Annotated in this window: 14 protein-coding genes; 10 read left to right on the top strand and 4 right to left on the bottom strand. The window is 66.1% G+C overall.

Features of this window, described 5'->3' with window-relative positions:
• From ABZS43_RS12355 to ABZS43_RS12325, 7 genes are all read left to right on the top strand, one after another.
• A complete protein-coding gene (locus ABZS43_RS12355; protein WP_355035929.1) occupies positions 1–1071 on the top strand; it encodes an MCE family protein in 1071 nt (356 codons plus the stop codon).
• Complete coding sequence (locus tag ABZS43_RS12350; protein ID WP_355035928.1) at positions 1068–2180, top strand: MlaD family protein; 1113 nt, start codon at positions 1068–1070, stop codon at positions 2178–2180. Before ABZS43_RS12355 ends, ABZS43_RS12350 begins: the two co-directional genes overlap by 4 nt.
• The gene (locus ABZS43_RS12345) at positions 2177–3286 is read left to right on the top strand and encodes an MlaD family protein (RefSeq protein WP_355035927.1); all 1110 of its coding nucleotides are present in this window, start codon (positions 2177–2179) and stop codon (positions 3284–3286) included. Before ABZS43_RS12350 ends, ABZS43_RS12345 begins: the two co-directional genes overlap by 4 nt.
• Positions 3283–4551, top strand: coding sequence for an MlaD family protein (locus ABZS43_RS12340; RefSeq protein WP_355035926.1), 1269 nt, complete (start codon positions 3283–3285; stop codon positions 4549–4551). The genes ABZS43_RS12345 and ABZS43_RS12340 overlap by 4 nt, the downstream gene beginning before the upstream one ends.
• Positions 4552–4585: 34 nt before the next feature.
• Complete coding sequence (locus ABZS43_RS12335) at positions 4586–5269, top strand: hypothetical protein (RefSeq protein ID WP_355035925.1); 684 nt, start codon at positions 4586–4588, stop codon at positions 5267–5269.
• Between the two features lie 137 nt (positions 5270–5406).
• Entirely contained in the window at positions 5407–6555 is a 1149-nt protein-coding gene (locus ABZS43_RS12330) for a hypothetical protein (protein WP_355035924.1), read from the top strand.
• 323 nt (positions 6556–6878) lie between these two features.
• On the top strand, positions 6879–7808 hold the full coding sequence (locus ABZS43_RS12325; protein WP_355035923.1) for an oxygenase MpaB family protein: 930 nt from the start codon (positions 6879–6881) through the stop codon (positions 7806–7808).
• 121 nt (positions 7809–7929) lie between these two features.
• On the opposite strand, the gene ABZS43_RS12320 is transcribed toward ABZS43_RS12325, so the two are convergent.
• The 3 genes from ABZS43_RS12320 to ABZS43_RS12310 all read right to left on the bottom strand — a co-directional run bounded on the left by ABZS43_RS12320 (position 7930) and on the right by ABZS43_RS12310 (position 10046).
• Complete coding sequence (locus tag ABZS43_RS12320) at positions 7930–8787, bottom strand: DUF2889 domain-containing protein (protein ID WP_355035922.1); 858 nt, start codon at positions 8785–8787, stop codon at positions 7930–7932.
• Positions 8788–9012: 225 nt separating this feature from the next.
• Positions 9013–9255: a hypothetical protein gene (locus ABZS43_RS12315; RefSeq protein ID WP_355035921.1), complete on the bottom strand. Its 243-nt coding sequence runs from the start codon at positions 9253–9255 to the stop codon at positions 9013–9015.
• Positions 9256–9287: 32 nt separating this feature from the next.
• Positions 9288–10046 carry an SDR family NAD(P)-dependent oxidoreductase gene (locus ABZS43_RS12310; RefSeq protein WP_355035920.1) on the bottom strand — a complete coding sequence of 253 codons (759 nt, stop codon included), beginning with the start codon at positions 10044–10046 and terminating at the stop codon, positions 9288–9290.
• 172 nt (positions 10047–10218) lie between these two features.
• On the opposite strand from ABZS43_RS12310, the gene ABZS43_RS12305 reads away from it, so the two are divergent.
• From ABZS43_RS12305 to ABZS43_RS12295, 3 genes are all read left to right on the top strand, one after another.
• Positions 10219–10527 carry a hypothetical protein gene (locus ABZS43_RS12305; protein ID WP_355035919.1) on the top strand — a complete coding sequence of 103 codons (309 nt, stop codon included), beginning with the start codon at positions 10219–10221 and terminating at the stop codon, positions 10525–10527.
• A gap of 46 nt (positions 10528–10573) precedes the next feature.
• Positions 10574–12082, top strand: a complete 1509-nt coding sequence (locus tag ABZS43_RS12300; RefSeq protein ID WP_355035918.1) for an AMP-binding protein — start codon at positions 10574–10576, stop codon at positions 12080–12082.
• A 191-nt stretch (positions 12083–12273) separates the two neighbouring features.
• Entirely contained in the window at positions 12274–13554 is a 1281-nt protein-coding gene (locus ABZS43_RS12295) for a MaoC family dehydratase N-terminal domain-containing protein (RefSeq protein ID WP_355035917.1), read from the top strand.
• Between the two features lie 96 nt (positions 13555–13650).
• Here the strand turns inward: ABZS43_RS12295 and ABZS43_RS12290 are convergent, their stop codons facing one another.
• A complete protein-coding gene (locus tag ABZS43_RS12290; RefSeq protein WP_355035916.1) occupies positions 13651–14445 on the bottom strand; it encodes a GntR family transcriptional regulator in 795 nt (264 codons plus the stop codon).
• Positions 14446–14731 lie beyond the last annotated feature (286 nt).

The raw sequence follows: 14731 nt of genomic DNA, 5'->3' as shown, positions 1-14731 counted from the left end.
ATGGAATTCACGTCCAACCTAGTCGGTAGAACCGCCCGGTCCGCGCGCGACACCCTCCTACGCCCGATCGAAAGCCACAACCCGTTGCGGCTCGGGCTGGTGGCGGTCACGCTGCTGGCCGCGCTCATCCTCGGCACCGTCGTGGTGAGCAGGATCGGTATCGGGGAGGTGACCTACGAGGCCGAATTCGCGCAGGCGGCGCAGATTTCGGCGGGTGATCGGGTGACCACGGCGGGCGTCCCGATCGGGACGGTGAAGTCGCTGCGCTTGGCGGGCGACCACGTAGTGGTGACGATGCGAATCGACGGCGCCGTGCCGTTGGGCGCCGACACCCGCGCGGCGATCGAACTGACGACCCTGCTCGGTTCCCGATACGTGGATATCACCCCCGCCGGAACAGGCGCCGTGCCCGACCATCGGATCCGGCTCGCCAACACCTCGGTGCCCTACGATCTGCAAACCGCGCTGCAGAACGCCACGTCCACCTTCGAGCAGGTCGACGCCGACAAGATCGCCCGATCGATGACCGTGCTGTCGCGACAACTCGACGGCGCGCCCCAACTCGTCCCGCAGGTGCTGCGCAATATCGAGAACCTGTCGTCCGTCATCGCCGAGCGCCGCGGCCAGATCGGCACCCTGCTCGCGAGCACCGCCGAATTGACGACGGCCATTCGCAATCAGCACGTGGCACTGGGACAGATGGTCGGACAAGGACAGAGTCTGGTGCGCGAACTCGACGCGCGGATCGCGGCGCTGCGGCGCCTGATGGTGGCGACCACGGCGCTGGTCGACCAACTCCACCATGTCGTCGGCGAGCGGCAGCCGCAGGTAGTCGGGCTGCTCACCGATCTGGAACAACTCATCGGCGCGCTGGCGGCCAGACAGGACGTGTTACGCGACACCCTGCAGATCCTGCCGGTACCGCTACGGAATTTCACCAATGCCACCGGCAGCGCGAACGATCTCGATTTCAACGCCCCCGCGGGAACATTGATCGATTCGTGGATGTGCGCGGTGAGCGGCCGAGCCGAGATGATGACGTTGGCCGAATACTTCAAGGACTGCAAATGAGCGTACCGGCCCGCGTCGTCCGACTCTTCACGACTCTCGTCTTCGCCGCGTTCGCCGCCGCCTGTTCGCCGGGGGACGCGATGTCCTTTCGGGACGAAACTATCACGGTGACAGCACAATTCGACAACGCCAACGGTCTCTACGTCGGCAATGCGGTCGACGTGCTCGGCATGCGGGTCGGCCGGGTGAGCGCCATCGCGATGAAGGGCCCCTACGTGGAGGTGACGATGAGCATCGATGAGAACGTGAAGATACCTGCCGCCGCACAGGCCGTCACAGTGTCGAGTTCGGTACTCACCGATCGCCACGTCGAACTGACACCGCCGTACCGCGAGGGCCCGGCGCTGCGGGACAAGGACCGGATCGGTCTGGACCGTACGAAGACCCCGGTCGAGTTCGACCGGATACTCGGCATGGTCGAGCGACTGTCGGTCGAGCTACAGGGCGACGGCGAGGGTAACGGCCCGATCGCCGACCTGATCGCGGTGGGCGCGGCTGCCACCGAGGGGAACGGCGAACTGCTGCGCGAGGCCCTCGGCCGGCTCGAGCAGGCGCTTCGGCTCAGCGCCGACGGCGGCGCGCACAGCGGCGCCGCGATCACCGAGATCGTCGATAATCTCGCCGCACTGTCGCGCGCTGCCGCCGACAACGACGCGCTGATCCGGGATTTCGGTTCCGGCCTCGGTCGATTGACCGAATTCCTCGCCACCGAAGAGCTCGGCACCGGCACCACGGGCGCGCAACTGAACGCGCTGCTCGAGCAGACGACCACACTGCTGCGAGACAACCGGGCAGGCATCCAACACACCGTCGCGAGCACCGAAACCGTCACCAAGGCGATGTACGACTACCAACGCGAGCTGTCCGAAGTCTTCGACGTCGCGCCACTATTGCTCGACAACGTCTACAACGCCATCGATCAGCAGGCGGGCGCGCTGCGCGTGCACGGTCTGATCGACCGAATGGTTCTCGACGGTCAGCTGTTGAAGGAGGTGTGCAACGTACTCGGGTTACGCCAGCTCGGTTGCGCCACGGGAACATTGCGGGACTTCGGCCCCGACCTCGGGATCACGGCGATCCTCACGGCGATGGCGGAGCAGCCGCGATGACGCGGACCCGGAGAACCGTGCGTGCGGTGGCGGTCGCGGTGCTGCTCGTTGTCCCGACGACGGCGTGCGGTGTCGGACTTGACCGGGTGCCGTTGCCCGCGCCGGGCGTCGCGTCGGATACCTATGAGTTGACCGCGACGTTCGCCAACGCGCTCAACCTGCCGCAGCGGGCGAAGGTGCGACTCGCCGGCGGCGACATCGGGGAGGTCACCGCCATGCGGGCGCGCGACTTCCACGCGGTCGTCACGATGCGGATCCGATCCGCGACCCGGCTGCCGGTGGGAACGACCGCCGAATTGCGTTCGGCCACACCGCTCGGCGACGTCTATGTCGCGCTGACACCGCCCGCCGACGCTGGCTCCAGCACGAAGGCGCTGAGCGATCACGACAGCATTTCGGTGGAGTCGACGGCCGCGGCGGCGACCGTCGAGGAGACGTTGACCACCAGTGCTCTGCTGGTGAACGGGGGCGCGATCCGCGATCTCACCACAATCGTCAACGGCCTCGGCGCGGCGGTCGGCGACGACGCGGACAAGGTGGCCGCCCTGATCCAGGAGTCGAGCACCCTGGTGTCCACCCTGGCCGCACGGTCGGAAGAGATCCGCGACGCACTCGCCGCGACGAGTCGACTGACGGCGACGGTGGCCGCCCAACAGTCGGCGATCGTCGATTCGGTATCGGCAGCGGCCCCCGCGCTCGGCGTCGTCTCGGCCGACACCGGCCAACTCCTGCAACTGGTCGCCGAGATCGACCGCATCAGCGCTCAGCTGGCCCGCTTCCCGTCGATTCAGGGCACAGACACCCGGAGCATGATCGCGGACCTGAATATCCTGTCGGACGCGTTCAATCGTGCTGCCCTCAACCCCGAGGCCGACCTGAACGTGGTCAACGCACTGCTCGCGCCGCTGATCAAGGCGACGAGTTCGACGTCGGCACACGCCAATATTGATATCGCGGAAGTCGCTCTCGGCGCGGTACCGGATCCCGGTCACGCGGCCGATCCCGGAATGCGCCCGCCCGACCTCACCGACTGGTCGTACCTGGTTGGCAGCCTGGAGTATCTGCTACGCCGACTGCACGAACGAGTGGTCGGCGCGGGCCGATGACAACGAGCGCGTTACTGGAATGGCCTGCCCGGCAATTGGTGCGAGGGGTTCGCGCCGGCGTACGACGCAGATTGTGGTTGTCGGCCATGGCGCTGGCCGCAACCCTCGTTCTCGGTTGCGTCTATGTGGTTTTCGGGGCATTGCGGGTCGACCCGATGGCATCGAAGATCCGCGTCCGGGTGCAGCTGACGGAATCGGGCGGGCTGCTGGCCGGTCAGGACGTGACCGTTCGCGGCGTCTCTGTCGGACGAGTCGACTCGATTCTGTTGACACCCGACGGTGTGGTGGCGGTCGCCGAACTCGATGCCGGGGCGCGGATTCCAGCCGATGCCGCCGTTCGGGTCGCGGCGCTGTCCGCGGCGGGCGAACAGTATCTGGATTTCCGTCCGAGCACGAGCACGGGCCCGTTTCTCACCGACGACGCCGTAGTACCTGTCGAACGCACCTCGACACCCACCTCGCTCCCGAAACTGCTCGGCGACCTCACCGGGGCGCTCGCGCAGATCGATCCCGCGCGCGTGCAAGCGATCGTGCGCGAACTCGGGATGGGGCCGGACGGCGCGCGAAAACTGGAGGCCATCCTCGGCGGCGGCATCTTCCTGGTCTCGACGTTGGATTCGGTTCTCCCGCAGACCATCGAGCTGCTGAACACCAGCAAGGTCGTGCTCGGCACCCTCGGCGAGGTGGCACCGAGCCTGCGGGCGCTGGCCGCGAACGCGAGCGCCGTGTCGGGCGGTGCCGCCGCCATGGACGGGGGGCTGCGCCGCCTGATCGAACAGGGACCGGAGGCGATGAGCGCACTCGATGCCATCATCGCCGACAATTCGCCGACCATGGTGCGATTGCTGGTGAACCTGACCACCATCGCCGAACTGTCCTATGTGCCTGTTCCCGCGCTGCGGGCGCTGTTCCCCGACCACCGCGGATCGGCGCTGGAGGCTGTGGGATCGACTTTCCGAGACGGCGGCACCTGGGGAATCGTCGATCTGTATCCGCGCTACAGCTGCTCCTACGACCTGCCGCGACTGCCGCCGTCGGTACCCGACTATCCGGAGCCGTACCTCTACACGTACTGCCCGAATATGGACCCGAGCGTGCTTGTTCGTGGTGCCCGCAACGCCCCGCGCCCGCCCGGCGACGACACGGCGGGACCGCCGCCCGGAGTCGATCCGCACGCGACGAGTTCACCGACCCCGCGGGGTCCGCACACGATTGCGACCCCATACGGCGGGCCTTCGGTGCCGATGGCGCCTCCGCCCAGGTAGTCGGTGCCTCACACCTACGCATGAAAGGGAGCGCATGAAAAGCGACACCAATACCCCTGTTGTGGAAAAAGACCCGCTGCCCGAGGGCGAGACGGCGCGGGCCGGTGACGATTCGACCGAGGACGCCGGCGAGACTCGTTCACCGCGAGACCTCGGTGGCGAGACCGCGGACAGCCCGGCCAAGGACGAGAGCGCCGAGATCGGGCGTGCTTCGAAGCGGATGGTCCGCCTGTCATCGATCGCACGACGCGATGCCGTGATGGCGTTGCTGATCGCGATCGCGGTGGTGTCGACCGTCATCGCGGCCGTCTGCGGCTGGAAACTGAAGAACGGCAATGACACTGACGCCGCAGGCCGCGCGGCACAGCGCGCCGCCGAACAGTACGCGCTGGCGCTGACCAGTATCGATTCGAATAATCTCGATCGAGATTTCGCCACTGTGCTCGACGGCGCCACCGGCGAGTTCAAGGACATGTACAGCCAATCCAGTGCCCAGTTGAAACAGTTGCTGATCGACAACAAAGCGACCGGTCACGGAACGGTGGTCGATTCCGCAGTCAAGTCGGCGTCCGATGACCGGGCCGAAGTCCTGCTGTTCGTCGACCAGACGGTGACGAACACCGCGAGCCCCGATCCCCGCGTCGACCGCAGCCGCATGCTGATGACCATGGAACGGGTGGACGGTCGTTGGCTGGCCGCCAAGGTGAGCCTGTCGTGAACCGGCTGATCGCCTTGCTTTCCGCGGCGAACTCATCCCCGCGATCGCGCATGGATAGCTATCTTTTATGACATAGTTAACTATGTAAGGCCGTCAACTCGTGGGTGGCCGACATCTCGATGACGACGGAGAAAAGCATGCGACGAACCGCTCGCGCCCTGTCCGAAACCGCGCTGGCGATATCCCCGTGGGCGCCCGCGCCGAAACCGCACAGTGCCGCGGCGGTCACCGCGCAGTGGCTCACCGAAGTATTCGCCCCGCGAGCGCCCGCGGCCGTGGTCGAGAACATTCGGCCCCTCGACGGGACCACCGGAACCACCGACCGACAGCGTCTCGCGCTCGATTGGAACCGGATCGGACAGAACTCGGGCATGCCTGCCAGCGTGTTCGTCAAGTCGACCCCGCTGTCGGCGAAGAACCGGACCATGGTCGCGGCACTCGATATGGCGATCAACGAGGTGGCGTTCTACCAGCAGATCCGCCCGGAACTGGACGCCGACATCGCCCCCGAGGTGTATGCCTGCCACGCCGGTCACGGCGCGCGCCATCTTCTCGTACTCGAGGACCTGGCGGCAAAGAACGCCACCTTCCCCGACACGGTGCGGGACGTCGATCTCGCCCATGTCCAGGCGCTGATCCATGCGCTCGGACGAGTGCACGCCGCCTACTGGAACAGTCCACGCCTGCACACCGATCTCGCATGGATCGCGCCGGAACGTGCACGCCCGGGCTTCGACCTGCTGCTCTGGCAATTCCGCAAGATGCGTAGAACTCTGCTCGCCGCGCCCGAACACGACCTGCCCGCACCGGTGCGCCGGATGGCCGAATTCGCCAACGACCACGACAAGGCTCTGCACGCGCGCTGGGAGGTCGGTCCGCAAACCGTCCTGCACGGTGACGCGCACTGCGCCAACACCTTCCGTCTGCCAGACGGCCGTGTTGGCCTGCTCGACTGGCAGGTGATCCACTGCGGACCCGGAATCCGGGAAATCAGCTATCTGCTCACCCATTCCACGCCCACCGAGGTCCGCCGCGGCAACGAAGAACAATTGCTGCGGCTCTATCTGTCCACGCTCCGCGAATACGGCGTCACCGATCCGCCGACCTTCGACGAGGCGTGGACGGCACTACGATTCTTCGCTTTCGACGCCTGGGATTCGATCGCCATGTGCGTGGCGTGGCCCGGATTACAGCCACCGGAACGAGTGGCCCTCGGTTTCGCCACAGCGAATATCGCCATCGAAGACCTCGAGGTGGACAAGGTGATTCGCGCGGCGCTGTCCTGAGCCGTCCTTCCCAGTTCCGCCGAACGCCGCCGATCGATATCTCGATCGGCGGCGGCTTCGCGTGTGCCGTGCCGACTTCACAACTCTTCGCGCGGTTCGGCGGCAGAGGCGATCGGTATGCGAGTGCCGGTGCCCAAGAAGTGACCGATGGCTATCGAGATCCATGCCGACAGCGTCCTTTCCAGCTCTTTTGCGGTTTCGTGTCCAGGAGAAGGGCCGCGCCCGAATGCGACTAGTATGCGACTGATCAGTCGCGTTAGCCTCGAATAATGAATACAATAGCGGCGCCGGATATTACGCATCGGCGGAGTCTTTTCGACTGGATGGCCGATAAATCGTTCCAGCCGATTCGCCAGCAATTCTTCAAGAACGTGCGATTCGACGAACCGGCGGGGGATCCAGGCTGGTTCGGCCCCGGCAGCGCTGTCTGGTATCTGCACGAGCATATCGCCACGGTCCAGATCGGACTCGCCGCGGCGGCGATGATCGAAACGTTGCATCCCGATATGGCGTGGATGGGCTACGAGCACACCCGCGCCGTGGAAAGAGTGGACGGCATTCCCACCGGCCGATTCGACCAGGAGGCGATGGCTTCCCGCACCGGCCACACATTGTCGTTCTTCCTCGGCGTGGCTTTCGGCCCGAGCGCTGTGGCCGAACGGGTATCACGCACCGTGCGCGCCATGCACGACAGAGTGGAAGGCGTCCGCCCCGACGGACATCCCTACCGTGCCAGCGACCCCGAACTCTTGCGCTGGAACTACGCCACCATGGCATGGGCCTTGGCCGCCGCCCACGAGCGCTATCATCCCCGACCGATGCGCGGCGAACGCCTCGAGGAATTCTTCCGCGAATACGCCCGAATGGGTATCGAACTCGGCGCGACCGATGTACCCACCAGCAAAGCGGGCGTCGACCAATTGCTGGCGGACTCGCTGCCCCTGCTCGGCGTCACCATGCCGACCGTCGAATTGCTGAATCCCCTTGCGCCGTGGCGTCATCCGCTCTGGGTTCGGCCGGTGTACGCGTTGATGTTCTGGGTCGTGCAGGATCTGCACCCGATGTGGGCGCAGCGGTTGATGAACACCCCGCAGTACTGGCGGCCGAAGAAGATGGTCTTACGTGCGGTGGCACGGTCGCTGCTGCAAGGAATGCGCGATGGTGTCATCCGGGAGGTGAAACAGTCTCATGCGAGGGTCGCGGGTTCACCTACCATGTCGACCGGGAAGGTCCAGGGTGTTCGGGCCGGGTGAGCACCTCGAGTCGCTTGGTCCGAGTCGCCGGTGACATCGGCTGGCGCGAGTCGCACGTATCGACCTCGCGCGCCCGACCGATATCGCACGGACGAGACACCGTGAATTCCAGGTGTCGGCTTCAACCGGAATTCGAACGTGCGCGCAGGTCGCGGACCAGGACGGGAACTTCCGCGAGCGCGCGCATCGCGTCGTTGAGGTGCGTGCAGCCCTCGGTCCCGGAGAGCTTCTCCAGCACGACGGTGCGGAGTTCGGAAAGTGGTGTGCCGAGGATCTTTCCGACGTTACGTGCGGCGAGGGGGCACTCGTCGTAGGGCAGCACGCGAGGGTCGGCGTCGATCGTGAGCAGGTCCCCGGTGTCCGGATCCGCGGTGGCCGTCAGCCGGTACTCGTGCACCGCCACGCGTCCTCCGGTGGGCACCGTCGAACTGTCCTGGAACATCGAGTCGATAGTGATGAGATCCGCGACGTGGACGTCGATGCGGCGCGCTCGGCGCATGGCCATATCCGTGATCTCCTCCAGCGCATGCCAACTCAGTGGATCGTTCGCACGTGGGAGTGGCGCGACGGACCTGACCTGGTGGTTCCACTTGGGAGAGCCGTCCGGCATCATGGCGCCGGAACCGGGCTGAAATCCCGCGCAGAGCCCGGTCATGTCACGGACCGGCCCGGCGCCGATGGCTTGCATGAGCAGGTCGTGGTCGACCCATCGGGAGTAGGCGAACCCGGCGATGAGGGAGGCGCCCGCGATATCATCCAGCAGCAGGTACAGCGGGGTCCCCGCGGAGGACTCGCCGGCCATCGCCTCGGCGAGCACCGCACGTGAGTTGCCGCCGCCTCGCGAACCGATCAGCTTCATCACATTCGGACGAGTGGGGTGCGTCTCGATCTCCTCGATCGTGCGCGTCGCGGAGTCGATGCCCGCCCGCATGGTGTCCTCGCGCAGCACCACCGGATCGCCGCCGTCATCGGGCGTCAACAGATCTCGTGCGCGCCCGAGAAGGAGGAGCTGGGTTCCCGGGCCCCCGGGCCATCGCATATCGATGGTCGAGGTGCGCCGCACAGATCCGGGCCGGCGCGGGGGAGTGGCCTCGGCAGGACCTCTGGCGGCGAGGCCGAGCGGTATCTCGACAACCAAGTCGGTACTCCTTCGAATTATCACACCGGCTACTTCCGCAGGCGCAGCAGAAGCCGGCCGCCTGGATCAGCGGGTCATCGGCGATCCGGTCGGCGGCCCGGACCCCGGTGCGCTGCCGGGGTGGCCGGGATTCCCACGGTAGTCGAATGATGACGGGGCCCTTGCCATGTCGGGGGAACGGGTGACCAGTGTGCGATGTGCTCGCGAGGCAGTGAGGAAGGAGCGGACCGCCTCGGCGATGGCGAGGTGGTCGTCCGTCAGTGCCAGTGCCAGTGCCAGTGGCAGTGCCAGTGCCAGTGCCAGTGGCACGGTGGGGTGGCTCCTGGCATGGTGCGTGTGGATCAGCGGGGTGCGAACCGTTGGCCGCCGTCCAGTCGCAGGCACTGACCGTTCAGCATCTGGTTGTCGACGATGGCGAGCGCGAGCTTCGCGTACTCCTCCGGTCGCCCCATCCGTTTCGGGAAGGCGGCATCCTCGACCAGGGGTGCTACCTGCTCGTCGGTGAAGGCGGCGGTGGCGCCGGTGGCGAACAGGCTCGGCGCGATGGCGAGCACCCGGATGCCCTGGGGGCCGAGATCGCGGGCCATCACCAGAGCCATGCCCGCGATGCCAGCCTTCGACGCGGTGTAGGCGACCTGGCCGATCTGGCCCTCGAACGCCGCGATGGAGGAGGTGTTGATGATGACGCCGCGCTCTGAGTCCTCGGCCTCGTTCTCGCTCATATGGAACGCCTGCAGGCGGTTCAGGTTGAAGGTGGAGACCAGATTCAGGTCGACGACCTGGCGAAAGGTCTCGAGATCGTGCGGACCGCCGCGGCCGAGCGTCTTCTTCACGGTGCCGCCGCCCGCGGTGTTGACGGCGATGTGCAGGCTCCCCAGGTCGGCGACCGAGGCCGCGAGTGCCTGTTCGGCGCCATCGAAATCGGTGATGTCGATGGCGTGGAAGGTGCCGCCGATCTGGTCGGCGATCTCTTTGCCGTTGCTGGTTTCTCGGTCGAGGATCGCCACCGTGGCCCCTGCTGCGGCGAGAGCCTCCGCGCTGGCCTTGCCCATGCCGGACGCGCCACCGACGACGATCGCGTTCTTTCCGTTGATCTCCATATGTGCTTCCTGTCCCTCGGGCCCGCCTCGGGCCCGGTGAAAGCTGCCCGACGAATGGTCTCGACGATGTGGGGGGTCCTGTATCGCTTCGATAACTTATAGTACTATCTAAACTAGGTGGTAGGGCCACGGAGCGTGGACCGGTCAGGTAAGAGGTACAGACGGAGGCACCGTGATTCTCGAGGTAGGCCAGTCGCTGGCGAGCACCACCGACGCCACCGCGCTCATCGTCGTGCGCGCGCCCAAGGGGGAGATCGCTCTCACCTGTGGTGGGGCCGAAATGGTGGCGGGCAGGACCGGGGTCGGTGACGGCAGCGCCATCGACCCCGCGCACCGCTACGGCACTCTGCTCGGTAAGCGCTACGTCGACGAGGAGACCGACCTCGAAGTGCTGTGTACCAAGGCGGGTGACGGTTCACTGGCCGTGGGGGATCGCCCGCTGCAGATCAAGCAGGCCGAGCCGCTGCCGTCCTCGGACTGACCGCCACCGGCTGGATCCTCGGTACACGAACCTGTTGGAGTTTCGAATGAATGTGACGATGCTGCTGGACATGGCGATCGACGGTTTCGGGGACCGTGTGATGATCGGTCGTCGCGAGGGCGGCATCACGGCCGCACGGCTCGGTGCGATGTCCGAGGCGGGTGCGGCCGCGATTCGCGAATCCGGTGCGGACTCGGTGGTCTACCTCGCGGTCAACGGTCCGGCCTTCCCGGTTGCCATGTTCGCCGCGGCGCGAGCGGGGGTTCCGTTGGTGCCGGTGAACTACCGGCTCGGCGCGGAGCAGCTCCGGTTGTTGCTGGCGAACCACCCACGCGCGCTCGGCATCGCCGACGAAGCGCGGGTGGCCGCGTTGCGGGACGCCGGACTGGCCGCCCTCACCCCCGCGCAGTGGCTGGCCAGGACTGCCGAGCCCGTCGCGGTCGGCATCGACGTCTCGCCGAACTCCGATGAGTCCGCCGCGCCGGCCGTCGTCATCTACACCAGCGGCACCACCTCGGCGCCGAAAGGCGTGCTGCTGCGGCACGAGAACCTCACCTCCTATGTGTTCGGGTCGGTCGAATTCGCGTCCGCCGAGCCGACCGATGCCGCGCTCATCAGTGTCCCGCCGTATCACATTGCGGCAGTGGCGAATGCGATCACCAGCCTGTTCGCGGGTCGGCGCACCCTGGTGCTCGAACAGTTCACTCCCGCGCAGTGGCTCCAGCTCGCCCGCGAGGAAGAGATCACCAACGCGCTGGTCGTTCCCACGATGCTCTCGCGGATCGTCGAAGCCGACGAGGACAAGGCGCTCCCGTCGCTGCGCAGTCTCGCCTACGGTGGGGCGCCGATGCCTACCGCTCTCATCGAACGGGCGCTGCGGATGTGGCCCGAGGTCGGGTTCGTCAACGCCTACGGACTCACCGAGACCAGCTCCACCGTCGCGGTGCTCGGCCCCGAGGACCACCGGGCCGCGCTGGCCAGTGACGACCCCGCTGTACGCGCTCGACTGGGGTCGGTCGGCCAGGTGGTCCCCGGCATCGACCTCGAGATCCGGGACGCGAACGGCGCGGTGGTTGGCCCCGGTGTCGCAGGCAGTATCTGCGTCCGGGGTGAGCAGGTGTCCGCCGAGTACGCGGGCATCGGACGTGCGGTCGACGACCGCGGCTTCTTCGACACCCGCGACAAGGGGTACCTCGACGAGGCGGGCTACCTGTACATCGGCGGACGTATGGACGACACGATCATCCGCGGCGCCGAGAACATCGCGCCCGCGGAGATCGAGGAGGTCATTCTCCGGCACCCCGCGGTGCTCGACACCGCGGTCGTCGGTGTGCCGGACGAGGTATGGGGCCAGCGGATCGAGGCTGCCGTCGTTGTACGCGCCGGAATGGAACTGTCCTCCGATGATCTGCGGGCATATGTGCGCGCTGTGCTGCGTGGTAGCAAGACGCCCGAGCGGGTCTTCTACTGGGACGACTTGCCCCGCACGGAGACCGGAAAGTTGGTCCGTCGTCACGTGCTGGAGCGCATCCTCGCCGACGACGTCGTGGTCTGAACGCGCACTGCCCGGTGGCGGCGACGCCCCCGTCGAGTCGCTCACCGAGATAGGGAGCGCACGGCCACCGGTGCGTCAACATCTTTCACTTAGTGAACCTTCTATGTAAGGTGAGATATGCGCCTCGGGTACGGGCTCGGTCACTGAATCGCAGCCCGGGCCCGCATCAGCTCATGACCACGGAGGTACGGATGACGACGACGGAAGAGAAGCAGATGGACGCACCGCAGGTGTATACCTTCCGCGACGAGGATATTCAGCGCGCGCGTGACCTGGTCGGCATCTACCACGCGGTGACCCAGCGTGAGCAGTTCACCCGTGCCGTGCCCGACGTCATGCGCAACTTCGCGCGCAGCTACGGTGACGACAATCCGCTCTTCGTCGACGAGGAGTACGGCCTCGGCACCCGCTGGGGCGGTCAGGTCGCGCCCCCGATGATCAATATCGCTCTCACTCGAAATCTGTTGGCGGACCCGGTCCCCAAGGAGCAGCGCCGTCCGTCCTTCCGTGGCATTCACGTGTTCGTCTCGGGTACCACCACCGACTGGTACCGCCCGGTATACGACGGAGACACTCTGTATTCGTTCCAGGGTTTCAGCGACGTAGAGCTCAAGGAGTCCGAGTTCGCCGGTCGGTCGTTGATCGTCACCCGCTCGCATGTCCAGATGAATCAGCGCGCCGAGGTCGTCCAGGTGCAGAAGGTCATCACGATCCACACCGAACGCCACGAGTCGAAGAAGCGAAACAAGTACGAGGGGGTCGAGCCTGCCTCCTATACCCCCGAGGAGATCGCGAAGATCGACGAGATCTACGCGGCCGAGCAGCGTCGGGGCGCGAATACCCGCTACTACGAGGACGTCGTGGTCGGCGAGAGCCTCGGTACTATGGCCAAGGGTCCGCTGACCACCACCGATATGGTCGTCTTCCATTCCGGCGGTTACGGTTTCGCTCCGTACACACCGTCGACCGGTCGCCTGACCTACCAGAATCGCCAGCGCATCGCGGCGTTCTATATCCCGAACGAGCAGGGTATTCCGGATGTCGCGCAGCGCATTCACTGGGACAGCGACTACGCCCGTTCGATCGGCCTGCCCGCCGCCTACGACTACGGCATGATGCGCGACTGCTGGCTCTCGCACTACCTCACCGACTGGATGGGTGACGACGCGTGGCTGGTGAGCATGTCGAGCCAGATGCGGAAATTCAACTACCAGGGCGACACTCACATCATCACAGGTGAGGTCGTTGGCAAACGGATCGACGGCGACCGGTATCTGGTCGACGTAGAGCTCCGCGGCACCAGCCAGCGCGGCGAGGTCACCTGCCCGGCGACCGCCACCATCGCCCTGCCCAGCCGTGAGGGCGGCCTGGTCGTACTGCCGACCCCTCCCCGGGAGCTCGGGGTAGTCGCCGCGCGGATGCTCGCGCGGCACAGTGAACTGCGAGCCGCGGCTCGCGGCTCTGCCAATTGAAAAGTCCGCCAACGGAATCCAGTTCTTCGTAACGCTGGATCCCGGACGAACTCGTCGGGTGTACATGCCGACACCATGGCGAGTTCGTCATATCTACTAGTCCAAGATGTCGCGTACCCGGACGTTCTCGCGGCCCTCGAGCAGTGACAGTCGGGCATTGACCATATGCTTCTGCCAGTGTGCGAACGCGCCGTCGGCGTCGCGGGCGCGCAGCAGTTTGATCAGGCGTCGGCAGGACCGGATCTCGAGCTTGTACGAGGACTCGTACCTCTCCTTGTCCGCGCGGGTCTCCAGCAGCACCGCACCGGTGTGGCGCTCGGTGATCTCGTGCAGCATGCCGGCGATGATGGCCAGCGTCGCGTTTCCGGACAACTGCACCATCCGCAGGTGGAAGGCGGAGGTACCGGCCGCGAGGTTGTCGGAGGCGAAGGCCGCGGGAATCTCTTCGTCGACGATGCGCTCGAGCTCGTCGAAGTCTTCCTCGGTCCCGTCGCCCGCGAGGATGCGGGCCGCGTCGGGCTCGATGGCCTCGCGAGCGACGAACACGTCGGCGACCGTGGCGCCGGAGAGTTCGAGTAGCAGCGATGCCGGTCGCGCCACGATCTCGGGGCCTGGGACGCATACGCGGGCGCCGGAGCGGGATCCGCGGCGCACCTCGACGAGGCGTTCGGATTCGAGGACGCGGACGGCTTCGCGCAGGGTGGGGCGGCTGACCGAGTAGTGTTCCATCAGCTCGGCCTCGTGTGGGAGGTGATCGCCGTCCTTCAGGGTGCCGTCGATGATCATGCGGCGAAGGTTGTGCGCGACGAGTTGGGCGGTCTTGGGCGTCCGGATCGGGCGCGACGCCGCGCTGCGCGAGTCGAAGATCGGTGCGAAGCCCCTGTCGGCCACGTATGTCCTCCCGGTAGATCGTCGTCGTCGGCCAAGTAAACCATCTGGTCCGACCATCGTGTCGGTGCTTGCGGGGCCGTTGGGTTGCCGCCGCAGGTCCGGAGATTTCCTTGATCGCCAGAATCTATCGTACTAAGTTTAATAAGTTTCGCATGCTGGTCGAGAAGGCTGGTATCGCGCAGATGTACGGCAGGTCCCGACGGTAGGAATTTGATAGTTTACTATGTGATATATGTGACCTGATGACTTGTCCGCGCGTGACGCTGCGGCATGTGATGTGGTCACG

The sequence above is a fragment of the Nocardia sp. NPDC005366 genome (genome assembly GCF_040606855.1).
Classification (GTDB): Bacteria; Actinomycetota; Actinomycetes; order Mycobacteriales; family Mycobacteriaceae; genus Nocardia.
This window is presented reverse-complemented; position numbering and strand designations above follow the sequence as displayed.

Coding starts and splice junctions, on each gene's coding strand:
- ABZS43_RS12330 (WP_355035924.1), top strand. CDS start 5,407: ATGCGACGAACCGCTCGCGCCCTGTCCGAAACCGCGCTGGCGATATCC.
- ABZS43_RS12310 (WP_355035920.1), bottom strand. CDS start 10,046: ATGGAGATCAACGGAAAGAACGCGATCGTCGTCGGTGGCGCGTCCGGC.
- ABZS43_RS12350 (WP_355035928.1), top strand. CDS start 1,068: ATGAGCGTACCGGCCCGCGTCGTCCGACTCTTCACGACTCTCGTCTTC.
- ABZS43_RS12300 (WP_355035918.1), top strand. CDS start 10,574: ATGAATGTGACGATGCTGCTGGACATGGCGATCGACGGTTTCGGGGAC.
- ABZS43_RS12345 (WP_355035927.1), top strand. CDS start 2,177: ATGACGCGGACCCGGAGAACCGTGCGTGCGGTGGCGGTCGCGGTGCTG.
- ABZS43_RS12295 (WP_355035917.1), top strand. CDS start 12,274: ATGACGACGACGGAAGAGAAGCAGATGGACGCACCGCAGGTGTATACC.
- ABZS43_RS12355 (WP_355035929.1), top strand. CDS start 1: ATGGAATTCACGTCCAACCTAGTCGGTAGAACCGCCCGGTCCGCGCGC.
- ABZS43_RS12325 (WP_355035923.1), top strand. CDS start 6,879: ATGGCCGATAAATCGTTCCAGCCGATTCGCCAGCAATTCTTCAAGAAC.
- ABZS43_RS12335 (WP_355035925.1), top strand. CDS start 4,586: ATGAAAAGCGACACCAATACCCCTGTTGTGGAAAAAGACCCGCTGCCC.
- ABZS43_RS12340 (WP_355035926.1), top strand. CDS start 3,283: ATGACAACGAGCGCGTTACTGGAATGGCCTGCCCGGCAATTGGTGCGA.